Below are 21891 nucleotides of genomic sequence, written 5' to 3' on the forward strand. Positions count from 1 at the left end.
CGGAAGAACGTGAGCCGGTTCGACGAATCGGCGGAATCGCCCAGCTCTGTCCCTCCATTCGATGCTCATCGCGGCCATGCGCCCGGTGCTGAACACCCCCGTGAAGAGACCGCGAATGGTGTCGCTTCTGACGGCGTTTCTCCTGACGGTGTCTCTCCTCACAATGTCTCTACCGGCGGCGTCTCTACCGGCAGCGCCGGATGCGCCGGATGCGCCGACGGCGGCACTCCCGCTGGCGCTCCGCGAGATGTCTTCAGCGATATTCCCGACGAGGTTCCCGAGGGTGCGTCTGACGGTGCCGCGGGCGCTGGCCGGAACAATGCGGGCCGCGACCACGAAGCCGGCCGGGATCGGGGTGATCGGGACGTCGGCAGCGCACCCGGCAACGCGTCTGGTGGTGCCTCTGACGGTGGCCTTGGCGGTGCTCGCGGTGGTGCTTCCGGTGGTGCTTCCGGCGCGGGGTCGTCGTCCTGGGTGGCGGTGGCGGCTCTTGTCGAGGCGGCTCGGGTGGTGGCGCTGGTGCCGGTGCCCGAGGACGCGGGTGTATGTCTGGCCGAGGCCGAGGAGTTGCTTGCGGTCCGTGATCGGATCACTTCGGCGTTGGCGGCCCGGGTGGGCCGTGTCCATCGGGCCGGGGAGGCGAAGCACCATGGGCATGCGTCCACGAAGTTGTGGCTGCGTAGCGCTGGGGGGATGACGCCCGCGGGGGCGGGCCGGTTGGTGACGATGAGCACGGAACTGCACCGTCTGCCGAAGGTCCGCCGCCTGTTCGCGGAGGGTGGCCTGACCGAGGGGATCGTGGAGGCGATCTGCACCGCCACCGCGGGGTTGACCGACGACCAGGCCACGACCGCTGAGCGGATTCTGCTGGAGTTGGCGAACTCGGCGGGTGCGGCGGAGGTGGCGAAGGCGGGGCGGTACCTACGCGCGGTGCTCGACCCTGACGGGCATGAGAAGGACGAGCAGGCGGACTTCGATCGCCGGTTCTTCCGGGTCCGCCGGCGTAGGGGCGGCGGGCTGGAGGGGGAGTTCTACCTGCCGGTGGAGGCCGCCGCGCGGTTGCAGCACATGCTGGACGTCTACGCCAAGCCGAAGGCAGAGGGTGATGACCGCACGTTGAGCGTGCGGAACGCCGACGCGTTGATCGCGTTCCTGGAGAACAAGATCGTCACTGAGCTTCTGGTGCTGGTCAACGCCGAATCCCTCCCCGACGACCCCACAGGCACCGACCCCACAAGCACCGACCCCACAAGCACCGACCTCACAGCAGACGGCCCCATAGCCACCGGCCCAGCAGCCGACCACCCGTCCGGCACGGACTCCTCAGGCGACCCCTCAGCTGACCACCCCACCAGGGACCCTTCATGCCCCGGTCCCCGCCCTGGTCCCGGCCCTTCGGGTGCCCATCCCTCGGAGACCAGGCCCTCGGAGACCGGCCCCTCAGACACCGATCCGGGTGACGAACCTGGCCCTGCCCCCGGCTTCTCAGGCACCGGCTCTGCCCCCGGGCCTTTCGCCTGCGCCACGGAGGGCGCCGGGACCGACGCCTGCGCGACCTGCTCCGACACCACCGCGAGCGGCCCCGGCAGCGAGCACTTCACCAGCGACACGCCCGTCCCTTATGGCGAGAACCTGGACCCCGGCCACTCCCCGACCGCTCCCGGCGGCGAACCCCCCGCCGGTGATGCGCCGGTGGGTGAGAGTACCCACCGCGAGAGCGACGCGCACCTGCACGATGGCGAGCGATTCGGGAGCGACGCGTCGCTGTACGGCGATGAGCACCGGGCTACCGACTTCGTCGGCGAGAATCCCGCCACGGAGGCCCCCGCTTTCGGCTGGGAGTGCGCCGACCCCGACCGTCCTGCCGCTGCCGAGCCCGACATGCAACGCCCCCCAGCGGGGGGAGGCGACGCTTGGCCTGGCGGTGGCGCCTGGCCGGGAGGTGACGCATGGGCGGGCGGAGGAGCCGATGCTCCACCGGGTGCGGAACACGGCGGCAACACCTGGCCGGGAGGTGGCGCCTGGGCGGGAGATGGCGCCTGGGCGGGAGGTGGCGCCTGGGCGGGAGCTGATGCTTCGCCGGGGGTGGGGGTGAACTGTCCGCCGGGGGTGTGGTTGCGGGGGTTGCCGGGGCTGATCCTGGCGACCGGGCACCTGCTGCCCGCCTCCGGCGTGCACCGGCTGGCCCGCAGCAGCACCCTGGTGAGGATCGTCATGAACGCCGCCGGGCAGGTCCTGGACATGGGCCGCAAGGTCCGCCTGGCCACCCCGGCCCAGCGCCGGGCGGTCTTTGCCCGGTACGCCACGTGCTGGGTCGACGGCTGCCCCCTGCCCGCCACCATGTGCCAGATCGACCACGCCGACAACTGGAGCAGCGGCGGGCTGACCGACCTCAACCTGCTGGGGCCGGCGTGCCAGTTCCACAACCGCGACCGCTACCGCCACCCCACCCGCTACACCCGCCGCGAGATCGGCGACGACCGCTGGGCCTTCACCTACCGCAACCCCCGAACCACCCGACTGCGCGTGTAGAGGCGGGGTGCACGGGAATCGGGCGCGCCGTCAGAGGGCGGGCCAGTCAGAGGGCGAGGCGGGCGGAGGCGACGAGGATGCCGTCCTCGTCGCTGTAGAGCCACTCGCCCGGGACGAAGGTGACCTCTCCGAAGGAGACCGGGACGTCGACCTCCCCGAGGCCGGACTTGGCGCTCTTGCGGGGATTGGAACCAAGGGCCTTGATGCCGAGGTCCAGGCCGGTCAGCGCCACCGTGTCGCGTACGGCGCCGTTGACGACGACGCCCGCCCAGCCGTGCTTCACGGCGGAGGCCGCGATCAGATCGCCGAGCAGCGCCGTACGCAGCGATCCGCCGCCGTCGACCACCAGCACCCTTCCCTCGCCCGGCGTCCCGAGGAGCTGCCTGACCAGCGCGTTGTCCTCCAGGCAGCGGATGGTCGAGATCTGGCCGGAGAACCGGGGACGCGAGCCGTACGAACGGAACTGGGTGAGGCAACTGCGCAGCGCGTCGCCGTGCGCGTCGTAGAGGTCGGCGGTGGCGAAGCTCATGCGGGGAATTGTGCCAGCGCGCCTCGTCAGGGCAGCGTGCGGCTCTCGCCGACCGCGAGGTCCCACAGGTCGCCCGGGTCAAGACCGCGCGACTCCCAGGCGGCGCGGGCCTCGCGCACCGGTTCCAGGAGCGGCTCACCGGACAGCACGAAGGTGCCCCAGTGCATCGTCGCCATCCGCCGGGCGCCCACGTCGAGGCACCCCTGTACGGCCTGCTCGGGATCGACGTGGGAGACCTTCATGAACCAGCGGGGATCGTAGGCCCCGACGGGCATGAGGGCGAGGTCGATGCCCGGATAACGCTCACCGATCTGGGCGAGCCGTTCCCCGTAGGCCGTGTCACCCGCGAAGTAGACCCGGTGCTCGGAGGAGGTGAGCACCCAGCCGCCCCACAACGTCCGGCAGGTGTCCCACAACGTCCGGCGGCTCCAGTGGTGGGCCGGGACGAAGTCGAACGACACCTCGCCGAGGCGGGCCGACTCCCACCAGTCCAGTTCGGTCACGTTATGGAAGCCCCGGCGCCGGAACCAGCCCGCGAGCCTGGCGGGCACGAAGACGGCCGTGTCTCGCGGCAGGCGGCGGATGGTCGGCGCGTCGAGGTGGTCGTAGTGGTTGTGGCTGATCACGACCGCGTCGATCTTGGTCAGGTCCGACCAGGCGACACCGGGCGGGGTCAGCCGCTGGCGCACGCCGGGGATCTTCCGGGACCACACCGGGTCGGTCAGGACGGTCAGCCCGCCGATCTGCAGCACGAACGTCGCGTGGCCGACCCAGGTCACCATGGTCTCGGTCGCCGCGGCACGGGACAGGCCCACACGCTGGACAGGAATCTGGTCGCCGTCGCCGATGTCGGGCCTGAGCTGCCCGTGCCACATGACGCTCGTCACCTCGCGGAAGTCCGGGAGGGGAGCGGTCAGCCGGTCGGCGAAGCTCGACGGCCACCGGCGGGGAGTGGTGGCGGGCCGTACGACGACATCGGAAGAAACGGGAATTTCTGGGGCCTCAGGGCTCTCCGGCTGAATCGTCTGCGACATGGGGAACTCCCTTCCGCTCTCATGATCCCCACGAGAACGGAAACATTCCTCCTACGACCGGCGGATTCGAGTTCTCCCCCACCAGGGACGCAGCCGGGGATAGCCGCCGTCGTCGAGGTCGGCCATCCGTTCGAAGAGGTTCCACGAACCCGGATGGCCGCACAGGACGAACGAGATCGCCGAGGCGACGAGGTACAGAACGACCATCGGCAGGCCGACGCAGACGGCGTACTGCGTGGCGTGGCGCGCCTCGTGTTCGAGCAGCCGGCCGCTGAGATAACCCTCGCCGTGCTTGGTGAGGATCACGTTGCCGACCGTGAAGGCCCCGGCGACCGGGAACGGGATCCGGTAGCCGTGCGCGTAGACGAGCCCCCGCTCCCCCCTGCACGTGCGCGCCCGGCCCAGCCTCGCGATCAGCAGGCCGAGAGGCGTGGAGAGATTGGCGTAGTTGACGACCTGCCGGACCCGGTGCGACCGCCGCATGTCCCCAGAATCGGCGACTCTCCGGCGCCGGGCAAGCTAGGCCAGCTACCCGGGCCAGCTACACAGTGAGCTGCACAGCGAGCTCACGCCCGGTCGTACGACCGCAGCAGCCAGGAGCCGGTGGAGCGGGTCACGGCCACGGCGGCCGCGACGGCGAGGACGCCGCCGTAGAGGTACCAGTAGCCGGCGGAGTTCCCGGCGATGGCGAGGTCGCCGGCCCGCTGCGGCGTGGCCAGCACGAACGAGACGAGGAGCCAGCCGGCGGCCGGGACGAACGCGCCCAGCTTGCCGCCCATCATCCTGCCCATCGCGTACGGCAGGGCGAACAGCACGGCCAGCCACGCGATCGCGGCGATCGGCAGCCTGCCCAGGTACCACGCGTGCTGGAAGCCGCCGACGACCCCCAGCACGAGCCCCAGCAGGAAGAGCATGCCGTAGGCCGCACCGGCCACGGCCCCAGCCACAGGACCAGCTACAGGACCAGCCGCAGAGCCGGCTGCAGAGCCGGCCTGCGTCTCCTCGGTCTCCTGGGTCACCACATCAACCTAGCCGATGCCGGCGAACAGGTCGCTCTCGCGGTTGTAGGGCTCGCCGATGCCTCCCGCCTCCGGCGGCACGCCGATGCTGGGCGGCCCGGGCACCCCCGCGCGCAGGATGTAGTGCTCGACCCCGAGGATCTGCTGGCCGATGTTGTTCGACAACGCGAACCAGGGCGCGTCGACCGCGATCTGGGTCGCGTGCGCCCGCATCGCGTCGATCTTCGCCTCGACGTACGGCCGGGCGTCGATCTCGGTCGTCACGTCCTCGTCGGGGCACGCCGGCAGGTCCTCGACCGAGTCTGGCACCCAGAAGCCGACGCGGGCCTCGCGCATCGTCTCCGCCGTCCGCCGCAGCACGGACCTGGGCATCGCGGTGCAGTAGAACTTGGCGACGCGCCACGGCTGCCCGCCGGGGTGCTCCGGATCGGCTGCCAGCTCGAAGGCCCGCCGGGAGACGCGGTGCGCCTGGATGTGGTCGGGGTGGCCGTAGAAGCCGTTCTCGTCGTAGGTGACGAGCACCTGCGGCCGGACCTCCCGGATCACCTTGACCAGCTCGGCCGCGGCCTCGTCGAGGCCGGCCCGCCAGAAGCAGCCGGGGCGGTCGTTGGCCGCCCCGCCCATCATCCCCGAGTCGCGCCAGCGGCCGGCGCCGCCGAGGAACCGGTGATCGGTGACGCCGAGCGCCTTGCACGCCGCCGTGAGCTCGCCGATGCGGTACGGGCCGAGAGTGTCGTCCCGGTCGCCGGCATGGTGGGCGAGCTCCGGGGGGATCACCTCGCCCTCCTCGCCGAGGGTGCAGGTCACGAGCGTCACGTGAGCGCCCTCGGTGGCGTACTTGGCCATGGTCGCGCCGGTGCCGATGGTCTCGTCGTCGGGGTGGGCGTGCACGAGCAGCAGACGGCGGTCAGTCATGCCTCCGAGGGTAGTGCCCTCCTGCTGGCAGTATGAGGAGCTATGACGGAGAGCTTCCCACGGTTGCATGCCAGGACCCGGCGGTTCACCCTCGGGGTGCCGCGCGGCTTCACGATCTCCCCCGACGGGGGTCGTGTGGTCTTCCTCAGGACGAGGTCGGGCACCGATCCGGTGACGTGCCTGTGGGAGCTGGACGTGCTGTCCGACGGCGCGACCGGCGCCGAGCGGCTGGTCGTCGACCCGCTCGCGCTCGGCGCGGCCGACGAGGACCTGCCCCCGGAGGAGCGCGCCCGCCGTGAGCGGTCGCGGGAGTCGGCGGGCGGCGTCGTCGCGTACGCGACCGACCGGGAGGCACGGCTCGCCGTCTTCGCGCTGTCGGGTGAGCTGTACCTCGCCGAACTCGCCACGGGCGAGGTCACGGGAGAGGTGCGGCGACTCCCGGCGGCCGGGCCGGTCATCGACCCCCGGCTCGACCCCACGGGCACACGGGTGGCGTACGTGACGGGCGGCGCCCTGCACGTGCTGGAGATCGGCAGCGGGACCGACACCGGAGCAGACACCGGAGCCGACACCGTGCTCGCCGAGCCGGAGAGCGACACCGTCACCTACGGCCTCGCGGAGTTCATCGCGGCCGAGGAGATGGACCGGATGCGCGGCTACTGGTGGTCGCCCTCGGGTGACCGCCTGCTCGTGGCCCGGGTGGACGAGGCGCCGGTCACGCTCTGGCACATCGCCGACCCGGCCAACCCCTCCCGCGAGCCCGTCCCCCAGCGCTACCCCGCCGCCGGCACCGCCAACGCCGAGGTCACGCTCTGGGTCATCGGCCTGGACGGCACGCGTACGGAGGTGCCGTTCGAGCAGGAGTACCTGGCGACGGCCGTGTGGGACGCCCACGGCCTCGCGCTCGTGACGCTCTCGCGCGACCAGAGGAGCATGCGCCTGCTGTCGGCGGACCCGGACACGGGCGAGACGACGATCCTGCGTGAGGACACCGATCCGGCCTGGGTGGAGATCGTTCCCGGCGTGCCGGCGCGTCTTTCCGGCGGGACGCTCGTCTGGGTGGCCGACGCCGACGGCGGGCGCCGCCTCGTGGTCGGCTCCGAGCCGGTCACGCCGCCGTCGCTGCAGGTCCGCGCGGTGCTCGACGTCGACGGCGACACCGTGCTCTTCCAGGCGAGCGGCGACTCCACCGAGATCCACCTGTGGACGTACCGCGACGGCACCCTCAGCCCGGTGACCACCGAACCGGGCGTCCATTCGGGCCGCCGGGCGGGCGGGACGACGCTCGTCACCCGGCAGAGCCTCGACACCGAGGGCGTCGCCGTCTCGGTCAGAGCAGCGTCAGTAGGGGGATCTTCGATCAGGTCGCTGGCGGAGCGGCCCGGGCTGGAGCCGCGTGTCTCGCTGGTCCGCGCAGGCGAGCGCGAACTGGCCGCGGCGGTCCTGCTGCCGTCCTGGCACGTACCCGGCTCGGGTCCGCTGCCCGTCCTGATGGACCCGTACGGCGGGCCGCACGCGCAGCGGGTGCTGTCCGCCCGGCGGATGTTCCTGGAGTCCCAGTGGTGGGCCGAGCAGGGCTTCGCGGTGATCGTGGCCGACGGGCGGGGCACGCCGGGACGCGGCCCGGCCTTCGAGCGGGAGATGCTGCACGACTTCACGATCTCCCTGCAGGACCAGGTGGACGCCCTCCAGGGCGTCGCGGCCCTGCACCCGGGCGATCTCGACCTGTCGCGGGTGGCGATCCGGGGCTGGTCGTTCGGCGGCTACCTCGCCGCGCTCGCGGTGCTGCGCCGCCCGGACGTGTTCCACGCCGCCGTCGCGGGAGCGCCGGTCACCGACTGGCGGCTGTACGACACCTGCTACACCGAGCGCTACCTCGGCCACCCCGACGAGGGCCACTACGAGCGGTCGTCGCTCCTCGGTGACGCGGAGAAGGGAGACGCAGAAAAGCTGGAGCGCCCGCTGCTGCTGATCCACGGCCTGGCCGACGACAACGTGGTCGCCGCGCACACGCTGCGGCTGTCGTCGGCCCTGCTCGCGGCGGGCCGCCCGCACACCGTGCTTCCGCTGTCGGGCGTCACCCACATGACCCCGCAGGAGGTCGTCGCCGAGAACCTGCTGCTCCTGCAGCTCGACTTCCTGAAGAAGTCGCTCGCCGGGTGAGCTACCGGGCGGATTACCGGGCGGTGCCGTGCCAGCTGTCCCACAGCGCGGCGTAGGCGCCGCCCGCCGCCACCAGTTCGTCATGGGAGCCCAGCTCGGTGATCCGGCCGTCCTCCACGACGGCCACCCGGTCGGCGTCGTGCGCCGTGTGCAGCCGGTGCGCGATGGCGATCACCGTACGGCCCTCCAGCACGGCGGCGAGCGAGCGCTCCAGGTGGCGGGCGGCGCGCTGGTCGATCAGCGAGGTGGCCTCGTCCAGCACGAGCGTGTGCGGGTCGGCCAGGACCAGCCGCGCGAGCGCGAGCTGCTGCGCCTGGGCCGGCGAGATCACCGTGCCGCCCGAGCCCACGGTCGTGTCCAGGCTCCGCGGCAGCGCGGCCACCCACTCCCAGGCGTCGACGGCCTCCAGAGCCCGGCGTACGTCCGGGTCGGCGGCGTCCGGACGGGCGATCAGCAGGTTGTCGCGCAGCGTGCCCCGGAACACGTGGTGTTCCTGGGTGACCAGCGCGACGTGCCCGCGCAGCTCGCCGAGCGGCAGCTCGACCAGCGGGACCCCGCCGACCGTGACCGACCCGGTCCGCGGGCCGTGCACCCCGGCGAGCAGCCGGCCGAGCGTGGACTTGCCCGCACCGGACGGTCCGACCATGGCCAGCCGCTCCCCCTGGCGTACGTCGAGGTCGACGCCGTGCAGCACGTCGTGGCCGGGACGGTAGGCGTACCGCACGGCGTCCGCCCTCAGCTCCTCCCCCGCCGGCCGGGCGGTCCCGGCCGGGCGGTCGTCGGGGCGGTCGTCGGGGACGCCGCCGACGCCGAGGAGCCGGGCCATCGAGGCACCGCCGACCTGCAGCTCGTCCGTCCACGACAGCAGCCGGTCGAGCGGGTCGATGAGCTGCTGGACGTACAGCGTGGCGGTGGTCACCTGGGCCACCGACACCCAGCCCTCGATGTGGAACAGCCCGCCGGCGAGCAGGGTCGCCACGATCGGGACGACGTAGCCGAACTCGACGGTGGGGAACCACACCATGCGCAGGCCGAGGGTGTAGCGCTCGGCCGCGAACGACCGGGCGATGTCGCGGTCGGTCCGCTCGCGGCGGCGGTCCCGCAGGCCCAGCGCCTCGATGGTGCGCGCGCCCTCGACCGTCTCGGCGAGGCCCTCGGTCATGTCGGCGTACGCCGCGTTCTCGCGCAGGTAGCCGTCCCTGGCGCGGGTGAGGTACCACTTCGTGGAGATCCACAGCAGCGGTGCGGCGATCAGCGACGGCACCGCCATGAGCGGCCCGACGAGGACCACGGCGCCGACGACGAAGGCCCCGGTCACGACCGCGATCAGGGTCTCCGGCACGGCGTGCCGCACGGTGCGCGACAGCGCGTCCACGTCGCGGGACGTGCGGGTGAGCAGGTCGCCGGCGCCGGCCCGCTCGACCGTCGACAGCGGCAGCGCGAGCACCCGGCCGACGAACTCCTCCCGCAGTTCGGCCAGGACCTTCTCGCCCAGCCGGGAGGAGGCGTACACCGCGAACCTGATCAGCACCGCCTGCGCGGCCACGAACGCGGCGATGGACAGGGCGACGGCGTCGACGCGCAGGCCGGCCCTGCCCTCGGCGAGGCCCTCCACCAGGCCGCCGAGCATCCGGGGGGCGACCAGGCCCGCGACGGCCGCGAGGGCGTGCAGGGCCAGCGCCAGGCCCAGCTCGCGCGGATACTTCAGGGTCAGCCGGCGCGCGTAGGCGCGCACCTGCGCCCGGTCGGCGACCGGCAGGATCTCGCGGGCCATCGTCGAACCTCTCAGTCCTCTCCTCAGTCCTCTACTCAGTCCTCACCGCGGGTGACGGCCGAGCGGTAACCGGGCGACGCGCCGAGCAGCGTACGGTGGCCGCCCTCGGCCCGGACCACGCCGCCCTCGACGTACAGCACGTGGTCGGCCTGGTCGAGCACGAGCGGGCTGGTCGTGCAGACGAGGGTCGTCCGGCCGGCCCGCGCCTTGCCCAGCCGCTCGGCGACGCGCGCCTCGGTGTGGGCGTCGACGGCGCTGGTGGGCTCGACCAGGATCAGGATCTCGGGGTCGGCGAGCAGCGCCCGGGCCAGCCGCAGCCGCTGCTGCTGGCCGCCGGAGAACTCCCGGCCCGACTCGGCCACGTACGCGTCGAGCCCTTCGGGCAGGGCCGTCACGATGTCCTCGGCGCAGGCCGCGTACAGCGCCTGGCCGATCTCCTCGTCACCGGCCGTGCCGCGCACGTCCAGTTCGTCGCGCAGCCGTCCGGAGAACAGCCGCGCGCCGTTGTCGGCGACCACGATGTGCTCCCTGACCTCGGCGAGCGGCAGGTCCGCCAGCGGCGCGCCGCCGAGCGTCACGTCGCCGGGGGCGAAGGCGCCCAGGCGGTCGGCGACGGCGATCGCGTCCTCGGGCGAGGCCGCGGCGAGCGCGGTCAGCCGTCCGGGCCGGACCTCGACGCCCGACTCGCCGTCGCGGAGCGTGCCCTCGCCGGCGGAGAAGGGAGCGTCGCCACCCGTGATCTCGGGCTCCAGTGACAGGATCCGGCAGACCCGGCGGGCCGCCACGTGCCCCTTGGTGAGCTTGTCGGCGGCCTCGGTCAGCGTGCGCAGCGGCGCGATCAGGAAGACCGCGTAGCCGTAGAACGCCACGAGCTGGCCGGGGGTGATGCGGCCGTCGAGCGCGAAGTGCGCGCCGAGCCAGGTCACGCACGCGATCAGCACTCCGGGCAGCAGGATCTGGGCGCCTTCGAGCAGGGACTCCACCGAGGCCACCCGGACGCCGGCGTGGCGTACGCGCTGCGACTCCTCGCGGTAGCGCGCGGCGAAGACCTGCTCGCCGCCGACGCCCCGCAGCACCCGCAGGCCCGCCACGATGTCGGCGGCGCGGGTGGCGAGGTCGCCCTGCAGGTCGCGCTGCTCGTGCTGCCGCCGGTGCAGCGGCCTGAGCAGGGGACCCACGGCGGCCGCCATCAAGGGCACGCCGATCAGCACGACCAGGCCGAGCGGGACCGAGGTGGCGATGAGGATCACCGTCACCGCGACGATCGAGACGACCGCCCCGGCGCCGCGCAGGAGGATGTCCATCGCGTTGCCGATGTGCGCGATGTCGGAGTTGCCCACGCTGACGACCTCGCCCGTGGACAGGCGCTTGGGCAGCGTCGCCCCCAGCCGCGCGGCCTGCCGCACGGTGACCTGCACCGTGCGGTACGCCGCCGACAGCCAGGTGAAGACGGCGAAGCGGTGGCGCAGCACACCGGTGACCGCCTGGACCACGCCGAGCCCGAGCAGCACCGCCGACCAGGCGAGGAGCGTTCCCGAGTCCGCCGCGGTGACGGCGTCGATCGCCCGGCCGAGCGCGGACGGCACCAGCGCCTGGCCCAGCCACCACAGCACCGACAGGCCCATTCCGGCCAGCAGCGGGGCGGCCTGGGCGCGCGCCACCCACCACAGGTACCGCAGGGGCCCGCGGGCGTCGGGAGTGCCGGGATCGGTCACTGGAAGAGAGCGCATGGTCGTTCCAGCGTCGCAAGATCGCAGGTCGGGGGGCAAACCGTTTTCCCGCCGACGGTTCCGCCCGCCGGACCGGCCGGCCAGTCGGTCGTGATCAGTCAGTCACGCTGGCGAGCGCGTCGGGAAGGGTCTCGTAGATGGAGAAGGCGGCGTACAGACCGGTCACCGTGAGGATCCTGCGGAAGGCGCCGTCCACTCCGGCCATCTTCAGGAAGCCGCCCGCCTCGACGACGCGGTCGTGCGTCTCCAGCAGCAGCCGCAGCCCCATGGAGTCGCAGAACCCGAGCCCGGTGGCGTCCAGGACGAGCCGGGTGTGGCCCTCGTCGAGAAGCTTGTCGAGCGCGGGACGCAGCCGCTCGCCGGAGATCACGTCGAGCTCGCCGGTCAGGGTGACGAGAGTGTGCGTCGCCTCATGGCGCACCGTGACGGCAAGTCTCGTCGTCATCGCCTGTCCTCAGCCTGGAAAGATCTACAGAGAAGCTACACCTCTGAGCATCCCACGGCGACGGGGACAGGCAAGGCGGTGATGCCGGTGGCTTCCGCTCGCGCGGGGCGCCTGATCACCCCGCCGGGACACCCGGCACGACGGCCGTCAGCGGTCGCCCGCGATCTCGTACAGGCCGCCCATCTCCGGGCCGCGGGGCTGCCGGGGTCCCGCGTCCGAAGCACCGGCGAGCGCCTCCTCGACCGTCGCGTGCTGCTCGAAGACCTTGCGCAGGCCTGTGATCGTCAGCACCCGGCGCAGCACGCCCTGCACGCCGGTCAGGATCAGCCGGACGTTCGCGGCCTGACCCCGCTGGAGCGCGGAGATCAGCTCGCTCAGCCCCCGCGAGTCGCAGAACATCACCTCGGCGACGTCGATGACGAGAACGGAGGTCCTGGACGACTCCCAGACCTGCCGCAGTTCCTCCCGCAGCAGGTGGGCGGTGCCGGCGTCCAGGTCTCCCTGCATGCGCACGACGAGGGCGTCGCCTCGCGCGACGGACGCGACCTTGAGGGTCGAACGGGGACCGGACACGGACATGCACACTCCCTCGTCTGCGGGTTCACGGCAGACGTGTTACGCCAACACAAATCACACGTTACCCGGGAGCAGGGGAGGTTATGTGCCCGGACACCGGAACTCCACCCCCTGACGCGACTTCGGGACTTGCCCGTGATCCCTGTTGGCGGTATACCCATAATACCAACATGTTTAATAGGGAATGCCGAGGTTCCGGATGCGCAAGCGCGGCACCGCACGTATGAGCACCGCACGTATGAGCACCGCACAAATGAGCGCGGCCTTGTTGATCACGGGCCTGTTCCTGACCGGGTGCGGTTCCGGCTCGGCGTCGGGCTCCGGAAGCGGCTCCGGAAGCGGCTCCGGAACCACGGTGATAATCGGCACCACCGACAAGGTGTACGCGCTGGACCCGGCGGGGTCGTTCGACGCCGGTTCGGGAACGGTGATCGGTCAGACGTTCGCGACACTGCTCGACCACCCGGCGGGCAGCGCTCAGCTGCGGCCGAACCTGGCGGAGTCGGCGGAGTTCGCCGCTCCGAAGAAATACAAGGTGACGCTCAAGCCGGGCCTGAAGTTCGCCAACGGCGACCCGCTGACCTCCGCGGACGTGAAGTTCAGCTTCGACCGGCAGCTCAGGATCGCCTCCCCCAACGGCCCGTCCGCGCTGCTCTACAACCTGGCGAAGGTCGAGACGCCCGACGACAGGACCGTGCTGTTCCATCTCAAGGCCGCCGACGACCAGGTGTTCCCGCAGGTCCTGGCCAGTGGCGCCGGTGAGATCGTGGACCACGCGGTGTTCTCGCCGACGGAGGTGACGCCGGACGCGACGATCGTCGAGAAGAAGCCGTTCTCCGGGCCCTACTCCATCACCGCGTACCAGGCCAACCAACTGGCCGAGTTCCGGGCCAACCCCAACTATCGGGGCGTGCTGGGCACGCCGTCGTTCTCCACGGTGCATCTGAAGTACTACGCGTCCGAGGACAACCTCAAGCTGGACCTCCAGCAGGGAGAGCTCGACCTGGCCAGCCGGACTCTGTCGATCACCGCCCTGGAGTCGCTCGGCAGACAGCAGGGGCTCACGGTCTACAACGGCGCGGCGACCGGCATCCAGTACATCGTGTTCAACTTCAGGACCCAGCCGTACGGGACCGGAGCCTCCGACCCCGACCCCGGCAAGGCACTGGCGGTGCGCCAGGCGGTCGCCGACTCGATCGACCGGCAGGCCATCGCCACCCAGGTGTACAAGGGCACCTACCAGCCGCTCTACACGTTCCTGCCGGACGGCGTGCCGAGCGGCGTACCGGTGCTGAGGTCTCTCTACGGCGACGGCAACGGAGGCGCCGACCCGGTCAAGGCCGCCGGGAGGCTGAAGGCCGCCGGCGTGACCACCCCGGTCACCCTCCGGCTGCAGTACAACACCGACCACTACGGTGCCTCCAGCACGGACGCGTTCGCCCTGGTCAAGAGCCAGCTGGAGGCGACCGGCCTGTTCCGCGTCGACCTGCAGTCCACCGAGTGGACCCAGTATGCGAAGCAGCGGGTCGCCGACGCCTACCCCGCGTTCCAGCTCGGCTGGTACGCCGACTATCTGGACGCCCAGGACTTCTTCCAGCCGCTGTACGGCGGGAACGGCTTCATCGCCAACCACTACGACGACCGGGATCTGGTCGCGTTGATCGACAAACAGGCCACCACCCCGGGAGACGACGTCCGGGCCGGCCTGTCCGCCGAGATTCAGCGGAAGCTCGCCGCGGCGCTGCCGATCGTGCCGCTGCTGCAGAGCTCGGCCAGCGTGGTCGCCAACGGCAGGGTCGGTGGCGTGCGGGAGGCGCTGGCGACGGGTGGCCTCCCCTTCGGCGCCTTAAAGGCCCAGTGACAGGCCCAGTGACAGGCCCAGTGACAGGCCCAGCGATCGGGCGGGCCGGGGCCGACCGGGCCGCCGACCACGGGCTGGGCCGCTACGTGCTGGTCAGGTTCCTGCTGATCCTCCCGACGGTCTTCGTCCTGACGACGCTGGTGTTCTTCCTCATGCGGGTGATCGGCGACCCGATCACCGCCGCCTTCGGCGGCCGCCTCGGCGCCGCCGAGCTGAGCCGGCGCGTCCACGCCGCCGGTTACGACCGTCCCGTCCTCGCGCAGTACGCCGAGTATCTCGGCCAGGTCGCCCGCGGCGACTTCGGCGCCGCCCTCACCGACCACCAGCCGATCGGCGTGATCCTGCGCACGTACGGCGCGGCCACCCTCGAACTGGTCGCCTACTCGCTGGTGGTGGCGTTGGCGCTGAGTCCCGCGCTGGGGATCGTCGCGGCGCGGCTGCGTGACCGCGGCGCCGACGCCGGCCTCAGGGTGCTGGCGATCCTGGGCTACACCGCGCCGGTGTTCTTCGTCGGCCTGCTGCTCAAGCTCGTCTTCGCGATCCGGCTCGGATGGCTGCCGGTGAACGGCAGGCTCAGCACCGTCAACGAGATCGGGCTCCAGGAGCGCGGCCTGAAATCCGGGATCTACCTGCTCGACGCGATCCGGGCGGGCAGCGGCTCCATGATCGCCGACGTGCTGCGGCACGCGGTGCTGCCCGCGGTCGCGCTGGGCCTGCTGAGCACGGGGATCTTCCTGCGGCTGTTCCGCACGAGCCTGATCGGCACTCTCGGCAGCGACTATGTGCTGGCCGGCCGCTCGCGCGGCGTGAGCGAGCTCAGGCTGACGACCCGGCACGCCCTGCGTCCGGCGCTCGTGCCCATCATGACGGTGATGGGGTTGCAGGTCGCCTCGCTCCTGTCGGGAGCCGTCCTCACCGAGACCACCTTCGAGTGGAAGGGCCTCGGCTTCGAGCTCACGCGGTATCTCCAGGCCCGAGACTACGTCGCCGTGCAGGGGGTCGTCATGGCCCTCGCGGTGATCGTCGCGGTGGTCAACTTCCTCGTCGACGTCGTCGCCGCCCTCATCGACCCCAGGATCCGGTACTGAATGACGCCGATCTCCTCCTCCAGGTTCCCACTGACGCGGCTGACGCGGCTGACAGGGCTGACGCGGCTGGTGGCCCGGAGTCACGGCTACCAGCGCGGAATGCTGCTCACCGGCACCGCTCTCACCGCGCTGGTCGTGGCCGTCGCGGTGCTCGCGCCGCTGCTCTCCCCGTACGGCTTCGCCCAGTTGCGGGACGGGCACGGGTACTTCGGCGCGCAGCGGCCTCCGTCGGCCGAGCACTGGCTGGGCACCACCGTCGGCGGTTACGACGTGCTGTCCCGGGTGATCTGGGGAGCGCGGGCCGCGCTCGAGGTGATCGTCGCCGGCACCGTCGCCGCCCTGCTGCTCGGCACGGTCATCGGCCTCGTGGCCGGATACCTGGGCGGCTGGCTGGACGGAGTCGCCGTGATCGTGGCGGACGCGACCTACGCGTTCCCGTCGCTGCTGCTGGCGATCGTGATGTCCATCGTGATCAGCGGCGGGGCGTCGGGGCACTGGACGGGCATCCTGGCCACGGCGGCGACCGTGACCGTGCTGTTCACCCCGCAGTACTTCCGCGTCGTACGGGCCGAGACGCTGCGGCTCAGGCACGAGCCGTTCGTGGAGTCCGCCCGGGTGATCGGCGTGCCCAGGACCCGCGTCCTCACCCGGCACGTGCTCGTCAACGCCACCCGCACGCTGCCGCTGGTCGTCACGCTGAACGCCGCCGGCGCGGTCGGCACCCTGGCCGGGCTGGGCTTCGTGGGGTTCGGCATCGAGCCGACCTCCGCCGCCGAATGGGGCTACGACCTCAACCGGGCCCAGTCGGACGTCGCGGCGGGCATCTGGTGGACCGCCGTCTTCCCCGGCCTCGCGATCGTCCTCACGGTCCTCGGCCTGACCCTGCTCGGGGAGGGCCTCGACGACGTCCGGGACCCCCGCCTGCGCTCCCGGCGCACGCGACGTACGCGCCGTGCGACCGGCTCTCCCGATGTCCCCAACGGCGACATGGAGGCCGTGCCGCTGAGCGTGGAGCGCCTGTCGGTCTCCTTCGCCACCGACTCCGGCGTCGTGCCCGCCGTGGAGGACGTGACGCTCACGGTGCGCCCCGGGGAGATCCTGGCGATCGTGGGCGAGTCCGGTTCGGGCAAGACCGTCACCGCGCGCACCGCGCTGCGGCTGCTGCCGGACACCGCGGACGCCTCCGGGCGGGTGCGGGTCGCGGGCCGGGACGTGCTGTCCGCCCGCCCCCGCCAGCTGAGACGGCTACGCGGCCGCGACGTCGCGATGATCTTCCAGGAGCCGTCCGCCGCGCTGAACCCGGTCTACCCCGTCGGCTGGCAGATCGCCGAGGGCATCCGCGCGCACACGCGGACCGGCCGGCGGCGGGCCCGGCAACGCGCGGTCGAGCTGCTCGCCATGATCGGCATCCCCGATCCCGGACGCCGGGTGGACCACTACCCGCACCAGTTCTCCGGCGGGCAGCAACAGCGCGTCGTGATCGCCGCCGCGCTCGCCTCCGGGGCGCCGCTGGTCATCGCCGACGAGCCCACCACCTCGCTCGACGTCACCGTCCAGGCCGGGATCCTGGACCTGCTGCGCGACCTGCGCGACACCCGTGGCACCGCGATCGTGCTGATCACCCACAACCTGGGGGTGGTCGCCGAGCTCGCCGACCGGGTCGCGGTGATGCGCGAGGGGCGGGTGGTCGAGGAGGCCGACGTCCGCACCCTGTTCGGGGAGCCGCGCGAGGAGTACACCCGGCGGCTGCTGCGGGCCGTACCCCGCCTGCCCCGGCCGGGCGATCCGGGGCCGCCCCGCCCGGGCGGCACGGGCGGCACAGAGGACACAGCTGTCGTGGAGGCCAGGGGCCTGGTGGTCGACCATCGCGGACGGCTGGGACAGCGGCCGTTCCGCGCGGTGAACGGCGTGGACCTGCGCATCGCCCACGGCGAGGTGGTGGGGCTGGTCGGCGAGTCGGGTTCGGGGAAGACCACCATCGCCCGCGCCGTCGCCGGCCTGGTGCCCGCCACGGCCGGGAGTTTGCGCGTGCTCGGCACCGAGCTGTCCGGCGCACGCGAGCGGGCCGTACGGCCCATCCGCCCGCATCTCGGCTTCGTCTTCCAGGACCCGTCGGCCTCGTTCAACCCGAGACGGACCATCGGCGAGAGCATCGCCGAACCGCTGCTCACCCATCGGAAAGAAAACCGGAAAGAACACGGGAAAGAGCTGGACCGGGCGGAGGTGCGGCGGCGGGTGGCCGGCATCCTCGACGCCGTCCATCTCGGCTCCGCCTACGCCGGCCGGTTCCCGCACGAGCTGTCCGGCGGGCAGCGCCAGCGGGCCGGTCTGGCCCGCGCCCTCGTCACGCGGCCCCGGCTGCTGATCGCGGACGAGCCCACCAGCGCACTGGACGTCTCGGTGCAGGAACGCGTGCTGGAGCTGTTCCTGCGGCTCCAGCGCGAGCTGGGCTTCGCCATGCTGTTCATCAGCCACGACCTCGCCGTCGTCAACGTGCTCGCGCACCGCGTCGGCGTCCTGCACCGGGGAACCCTGGTCGAGGAGGGTGATCGGGAGCAGGTGCTGACCGCCCCCGCCCACGAGTACACCCGCCGCCTCGTGGCGGCGTCCCCCGGGTCGCGCTACCTGGAAGCCGACCTGAGGTAGTCGGCGTTCATCCGGGCGATCGTGTCGAACGGGATGCCCTTGGGGCACACGGCCGTGCACTCGCCGGTGTTGGTGCAGCCGCCGAAGCCCTCGGCGTCCATCTGCTCGACCATCGCCCTCGCCCGGGAGTCGCGCTCCGGCTGCCCCTGCGGCAGCAGGCCGAGGTGGGTGATCTTCGCGGCGGTGAACAGCGAGGCCGAGCCGTTGGGACAGGCCGCGACGCAGGCGCCGCAGCCGATGCAGGTCGCGGCGTCGAAGGCGGCGTCCGCGTCCTCCTTGGGCACCGGGACGGCATGGGCGTCGGGCGCGGACCCGGCGGGGACGGAGACGAACCCGCCCGCCTGGATGATCCGGTCGAACGACGACCGGTCCACCACCAGGTCCTTGATCACCGGGAAGGGCGCGGCCCGCCACGGCTCGATGGTGATGACGGCGCCGTCCTCGAAGTGCCGCATGTGCAGCTGGCAGGTGGTGGTCGCGCGCTGCTCGCCGTGCGCCACCCCGTTGATGACCATGCCGCACATGCCGCAGATGCCCTCGCGGCAGTCGTGGTCGAAGGCGACCGGGTCGTCGCCCTCCAGGATCAGCCGTTCGTTCAGCACGTCGAGCATCTCCAGGAACGACATGTCCGGGGAGACGTCCTCGACCCGGTAGGTCACCATCCGCCCCTTGTCGGAGGAGCCGGACTGGCGCCAGATCTTCAGGGTCAGGTTCACTTGTAGCTCCGCTGGGTCATCTTCACGTACTCGTAGTCCAGCTCTTCCTTGTGCAGGACCGGGCCGCCCGCGGTCCACTCCCACGCGGCGACGTACGCGAAGTTCTCGTCGTCGCGCAGCGCCTCGCCGTCGGCGTCCTGCGACTCGGCCCGGAAGTGGCCGCCGCACGACTCGGTGCGGTGCAGGGCGTCGACGCACATCAGCTCGGCCAGCTCGAAGAAGTCGGCCACCCGGCCGGCCCGTTCGAGCGCCTGGTTGAGCCCCTCGGCGTCGCCCGGCACCTTGACGTTGTTCCAGAACTCCTCGCGCAGTTCGGGGATGCGCTCCAGCGCCTTGCGCAGCGACTCCTCGGTGCGCTCCATGCCGCAGTAGTCCCACATGATCCGGCCGAGCTCGCGGTGGTAGGAGTCGGCCGTACGGGTGCCGTTCACGGCGAGGAGCCTGTCGATCCTGTCCTGGACGGCCTTCCCGGCCTCCGCGACGTCGTCCTCCTCGACCGGCCCGAACGCGCCGGCCCCGGCGAGGTAGTCGCCGATCGTCGTCGGCAGCACGAAGTAGCCGTCCGCGAGGCCCTGCATGAGGGCCGAGGCGCCCAGTCGGTTCGCGCCGTGGTCGGAGAAGTTGGCCTCGCCGATCACGAACAGCCCGGGGATGGTCGACTGGAGGTCGTAGTCCACCCACAGCCCGCCCATCGTGTAGTGGACGGCCGGGTAGATGCGCATCGGGACCTCGTACGGGTTCTCGCCGGTGATGCGCTCGTACATCTCGAAGAGGTTGCCGTACTTCTTCTCGACGGCGTCGCGGCCGAGCCGGGCGATCGCGCCGGCGAAGTCGAGGTAGACGCCGAGCCCGCCGGGGCCGACGCCGCGGCCCTCGTCGCAGACGTTCTTGGCGGCCCGGCTGGCGATGTCGCGCGGCACCAGGTTGCCGAACGCCGGGTAGATGCGCTCCAGGTAGTAGTCGCGCTCGTACTCGGGGATGTCGGCGGGGGCCCGGTCGTCGCCCTTGCGCAGCGGCACCCAGACGCGGCCGTCGTTGCGCAGCGACTCCGACATCAGGGTCAGCTTCGACTGGTAGTCGCCGCTGACGGGGATGCAGGTCGGGTGGATCTGGGTGAAGCAGGGGTTGCCGAAGTACGCGCCCTTCTTGTGCGCCCGCCAGATCGCCGTGGTGTTGCAGCCCTTGGCGTTGGTGGACAGGAAGAACACGTTGCCGTAGCCGCCGGTGGCGAGCACGACCGCGTCGGCGAGGTGGGTCTCGATCTCACCGGTGACCATGTCGCGGACCACGACGCCCCTTGCCCGCCCGCCGCTGACGACGATCTCCAGCATCTCGTGGCGGGTGTGCATCTCGACCGTGCCGGCCGCGATCTGCCGCTCCAGCGCCTGGTAGGCGCCGAGCAGCAGCTGCTGGCCCGTCTGGCCGCGGGCGTAGAAGGTGCGCGACACCTGGGCGCCGCCGAAGGAGCGGGTGTCGAGCAGGCCGCCGTACTCGCGGGCGAACGGCACGCCCTGCGCCACGGCCTGGTCGATGATGTTCACGCTGACCTGGGCGAGGCGGTAGACGTTCGACTCGCGGGCGCGGAAGTCGCCGCCCTTGACGGTGTCGTAGAACAGCCGGTAGACGCTGTCGCCGTCGCCGCGGTAGTTCTTGGCGGCGTTGATGCCGCCCTGCGCGGCGATCGAGTGGGCCCGCCGCGGCGAGTCCTGGTAGCAGAACGACTTGACCTTGTAGCCCAGCTCGCCGAGCGTCGCGGCGGCCGAGCCGCCGGCCAGTCCGGTGCCGACCACGATGACGGTCAGCTTGCGCTTGTTGGCCGGGTTGACCAGCTTCGCCTGGAAGCGCCGGGTGTCCCAGCGGTCCTCGACGGGACCCGACGGCGCCTTCGTGTCCCGGACGGGCTCGCCGGTCCGGTAAGCGCCGGGCTGAGGCGGGGTGCTCTGCTCCTGCGGGGTGCTCTGTTCCTGCTGGGCGCGGCGGCGGAACTTCACTTGACCACTCCGATCATGATGCAGACGGGCGCCGCGACGAATCCGATCACGAGTACGGCGGAGACCACGGCGGCGCCCGCCCTGAGCGCGTTCCGGACGCGGGGGCGGCGGGCGAGGCCGAGCGACTGGAACGCGCTCCACAGGCCGTGCCGCAGGTGCAGGCCGACCATGACCATGGCGACCAAGTAGAACAATCCCACCCACCAGCGGCCGGGCTGGAAGCCGGCGATCATTCGGTCGTACGGCGTGGCGTCGCCGCCTCCGGGGTTCACCGTGCCGAAGGTCATGTCGAGCAGGTGCCAGATCACGAACAGCACGATGATCACGCCGCCCCACCGCATGGTGTGCGTGGCGTACCCACCGGCCTGCGACTTCCGCTTGGCCGCGTACTTGACGGGCCGCGCCCTGGCCGCGCGGCGGGCGAGCGACACGGCCGCCCACATGTGCAGCGCGACGGCGAGCACGAGCGCGATCTCGGTGATCGTCAGCAGGGTCCGGTCGGGCAGCGCGGGCGAGCCCACGGTGCGCAGCCAGTCGGCGTAGTGGTTGAAGGAGCCGGCGCCCAGGAAGATCTTGAGGTTGCCGAGCATGTGGCCGACCAGGAAGAGCACGAGCACGGCGCCCGTGACGGCCATGACGGCCTTCCGGCCGGCGGAGGTGCCGAACAGGCCGCGCCGGGCGGGCGTACGCGGGCCGGGGCGGGCCGGCTCACGCGGCACGTCCCGCCGGGGAACCGGCGCCGTCGCCGAACCACGCCCCACAGAACCGGGATCTACAGAACCGTGCCCCGAAACATGATCGACAGAGTGGTCAATGGTGGCAGTCACGTAGGGACACGCTAGGTTCGCTTTTTTCAGGCGTCCAAGTCATCG

The 21891-nt window shown here is 71.9% G+C and carries 17 protein-coding genes; 5 read left to right on the top strand and 12 right to left on the bottom strand.

Translation table 11 applies throughout. The features are described 5' to 3' along the window. Positions 1-480 precede the first annotated feature (480 nt). Positions 481-2532: a DUF222 domain-containing protein gene (locus OG344_RS03760; protein WP_405086982.1), complete on the top strand. Its 2052-nt coding sequence runs from the start codon at positions 481-483 to the stop codon at positions 2530-2532. Between the two features lie 46 nt (positions 2533-2578). Here the strand turns inward: OG344_RS03760 and rraA are convergent, their stop codons facing one another. The 5 genes from rraA to mshB all read right to left on the bottom strand — a co-directional run bounded on the left by rraA (position 2579) and on the right by mshB (position 6029). After that, a complete protein-coding gene (gene rraA / locus OG344_RS03765) occupies positions 2579-3061 on the bottom strand; it encodes a ribonuclease E activity regulator RraA (protein WP_405086983.1) in 483 nt (160 codons plus the stop codon). Positions 3062-3087: 26 nt separating this feature from the next. Continuing rightward, positions 3088-4095, bottom strand: coding sequence for an MBL fold metallo-hydrolase (locus OG344_RS03770; protein WP_405086984.1), 1008 nt, complete (start codon positions 4093-4095; stop codon positions 3088-3090). 51 nt (positions 4096-4146) lie between these two features. Next, positions 4147-4578 (bottom strand): hypothetical protein, encoded by a 432-nt coding sequence (locus OG344_RS03775; protein WP_405086985.1) that lies wholly within the window; start codon positions 4576-4578, stop codon positions 4147-4149. 83 nt (positions 4579-4661) lie between these two features. Further along, entirely contained in the window at positions 4662-5042 is a 381-nt protein-coding gene (locus tag OG344_RS03780; RefSeq protein ID WP_327047847.1) for a DUF6113 family protein, read from the bottom strand. Positions 5043-5123: 81 nt separating this feature from the next. After that, positions 5124-6029 (bottom strand): N-acetyl-1-D-myo-inositol-2-amino-2-deoxy-alpha-D-glucopyranoside deacetylase, encoded by a 906-nt coding sequence (gene mshB / locus OG344_RS03785; protein ID WP_405086986.1) that lies wholly within the window; start codon positions 6027-6029, stop codon positions 5124-5126. A 42-nt stretch (positions 6030-6071) separates the two neighbouring features. On the opposite strand from mshB, the gene OG344_RS03790 reads away from it, so the two are divergent. Further along, complete coding sequence (locus OG344_RS03790) at positions 6072-8192, top strand: prolyl oligopeptidase family serine peptidase (protein WP_405086987.1); 2121 nt, start codon at positions 6072-6074, stop codon at positions 8190-8192. Positions 8193-8205: 13 nt separating this feature from the next. On the opposite strand, the gene OG344_RS03795 is transcribed toward OG344_RS03790, so the two are convergent. From OG344_RS03795 to OG344_RS03810, 4 genes are all read right to left on the bottom strand, one after another. Beyond that, positions 8206-9966, bottom strand: coding sequence for an ABC transporter ATP-binding protein (locus OG344_RS03795; RefSeq protein WP_405086988.1), 1761 nt, complete (start codon positions 9964-9966; stop codon positions 8206-8208). A 35-nt stretch (positions 9967-10001) separates the two neighbouring features. Further along, entirely contained in the window at positions 10002-11696 is a 1695-nt protein-coding gene (locus tag OG344_RS03800; RefSeq protein WP_405086989.1) for an ABC transporter ATP-binding protein, read from the bottom strand. 94 nt (positions 11697-11790) lie between these two features. Further along, positions 11791-12141: an STAS domain-containing protein gene (locus tag OG344_RS03805; RefSeq protein WP_405086990.1), complete on the bottom strand. Its 351-nt coding sequence runs from the start codon at positions 12139-12141 to the stop codon at positions 11791-11793. 147 nt (positions 12142-12288) lie between these two features. Further along, on the bottom strand, positions 12289-12720 hold the full coding sequence (locus OG344_RS03810) for an STAS domain-containing protein (RefSeq protein WP_405086991.1): 432 nt from the start codon (positions 12718-12720) through the stop codon (positions 12289-12291). Between the two features lie 235 nt (positions 12721-12955). Between OG344_RS03810 and OG344_RS03815 the strand changes: the two genes are divergently transcribed. From OG344_RS03815 to OG344_RS03825, 3 genes are read left to right on the top strand one after another with little or no spacing between them, the layout of a single operon-like run. Continuing rightward, a complete protein-coding gene (locus OG344_RS03815) occupies positions 12956-14578 on the top strand; it encodes an ABC transporter substrate-binding protein (protein ID WP_405086992.1) in 1623 nt (540 codons plus the stop codon). A gap of 20 nt (positions 14579-14598) precedes the next feature. Continuing rightward, complete coding sequence (locus OG344_RS03820; RefSeq protein WP_405086993.1) at positions 14599-15666, top strand: ABC transporter permease; 1068 nt, start codon at positions 14599-14601, stop codon at positions 15664-15666. After that, the gene (locus OG344_RS03825; protein WP_405086994.1) at positions 15667-18312 is read left to right on the top strand and encodes a dipeptide ABC transporter ATP-binding protein; all 2646 of its coding nucleotides are present in this window, start codon (positions 15667-15669) and stop codon (positions 18310-18312) included. Here the strand turns inward: OG344_RS03825 and OG344_RS03830 are convergent. Genes OG344_RS03830 through OG344_RS03840 form a run of 3 tightly spaced genes read right to left on the bottom strand, consistent with a single transcriptional unit; the run spans position 18288 to position 21780 of the window. Next, complete coding sequence (locus OG344_RS03830; protein ID WP_405086995.1) at positions 18288-19028, bottom strand: succinate dehydrogenase/fumarate reductase iron-sulfur subunit; 741 nt, start codon at positions 19026-19028, stop codon at positions 18288-18290. The two genes, OG344_RS03825 and OG344_RS03830, sit on opposite strands and share 25 nt — an antisense overlap. After that, positions 19025-21019: a fumarate reductase/succinate dehydrogenase flavoprotein subunit gene (locus tag OG344_RS03835; protein WP_405086996.1), complete on the bottom strand. Its 1995-nt coding sequence runs from the start codon at positions 21017-21019 to the stop codon at positions 19025-19027. Before OG344_RS03835 ends, OG344_RS03830 begins: the two co-directional genes overlap by 4 nt. Next, positions 21016-21780, bottom strand: coding sequence for a succinate dehydrogenase cytochrome b subunit (locus OG344_RS03840; RefSeq protein ID WP_327047858.1), 765 nt, complete (start codon positions 21778-21780; stop codon positions 21016-21018). Before OG344_RS03840 ends, OG344_RS03835 begins: the two co-directional genes overlap by 4 nt. Positions 21781-21891 lie beyond the last annotated feature (111 nt).

The organism is Microbispora sp. NBC_01389, assembly GCF_045040095.1.
In the GTDB taxonomy this organism is placed as follows: Bacteria; Actinomycetota; Actinomycetes; order Streptosporangiales; family Streptosporangiaceae; genus Microbispora.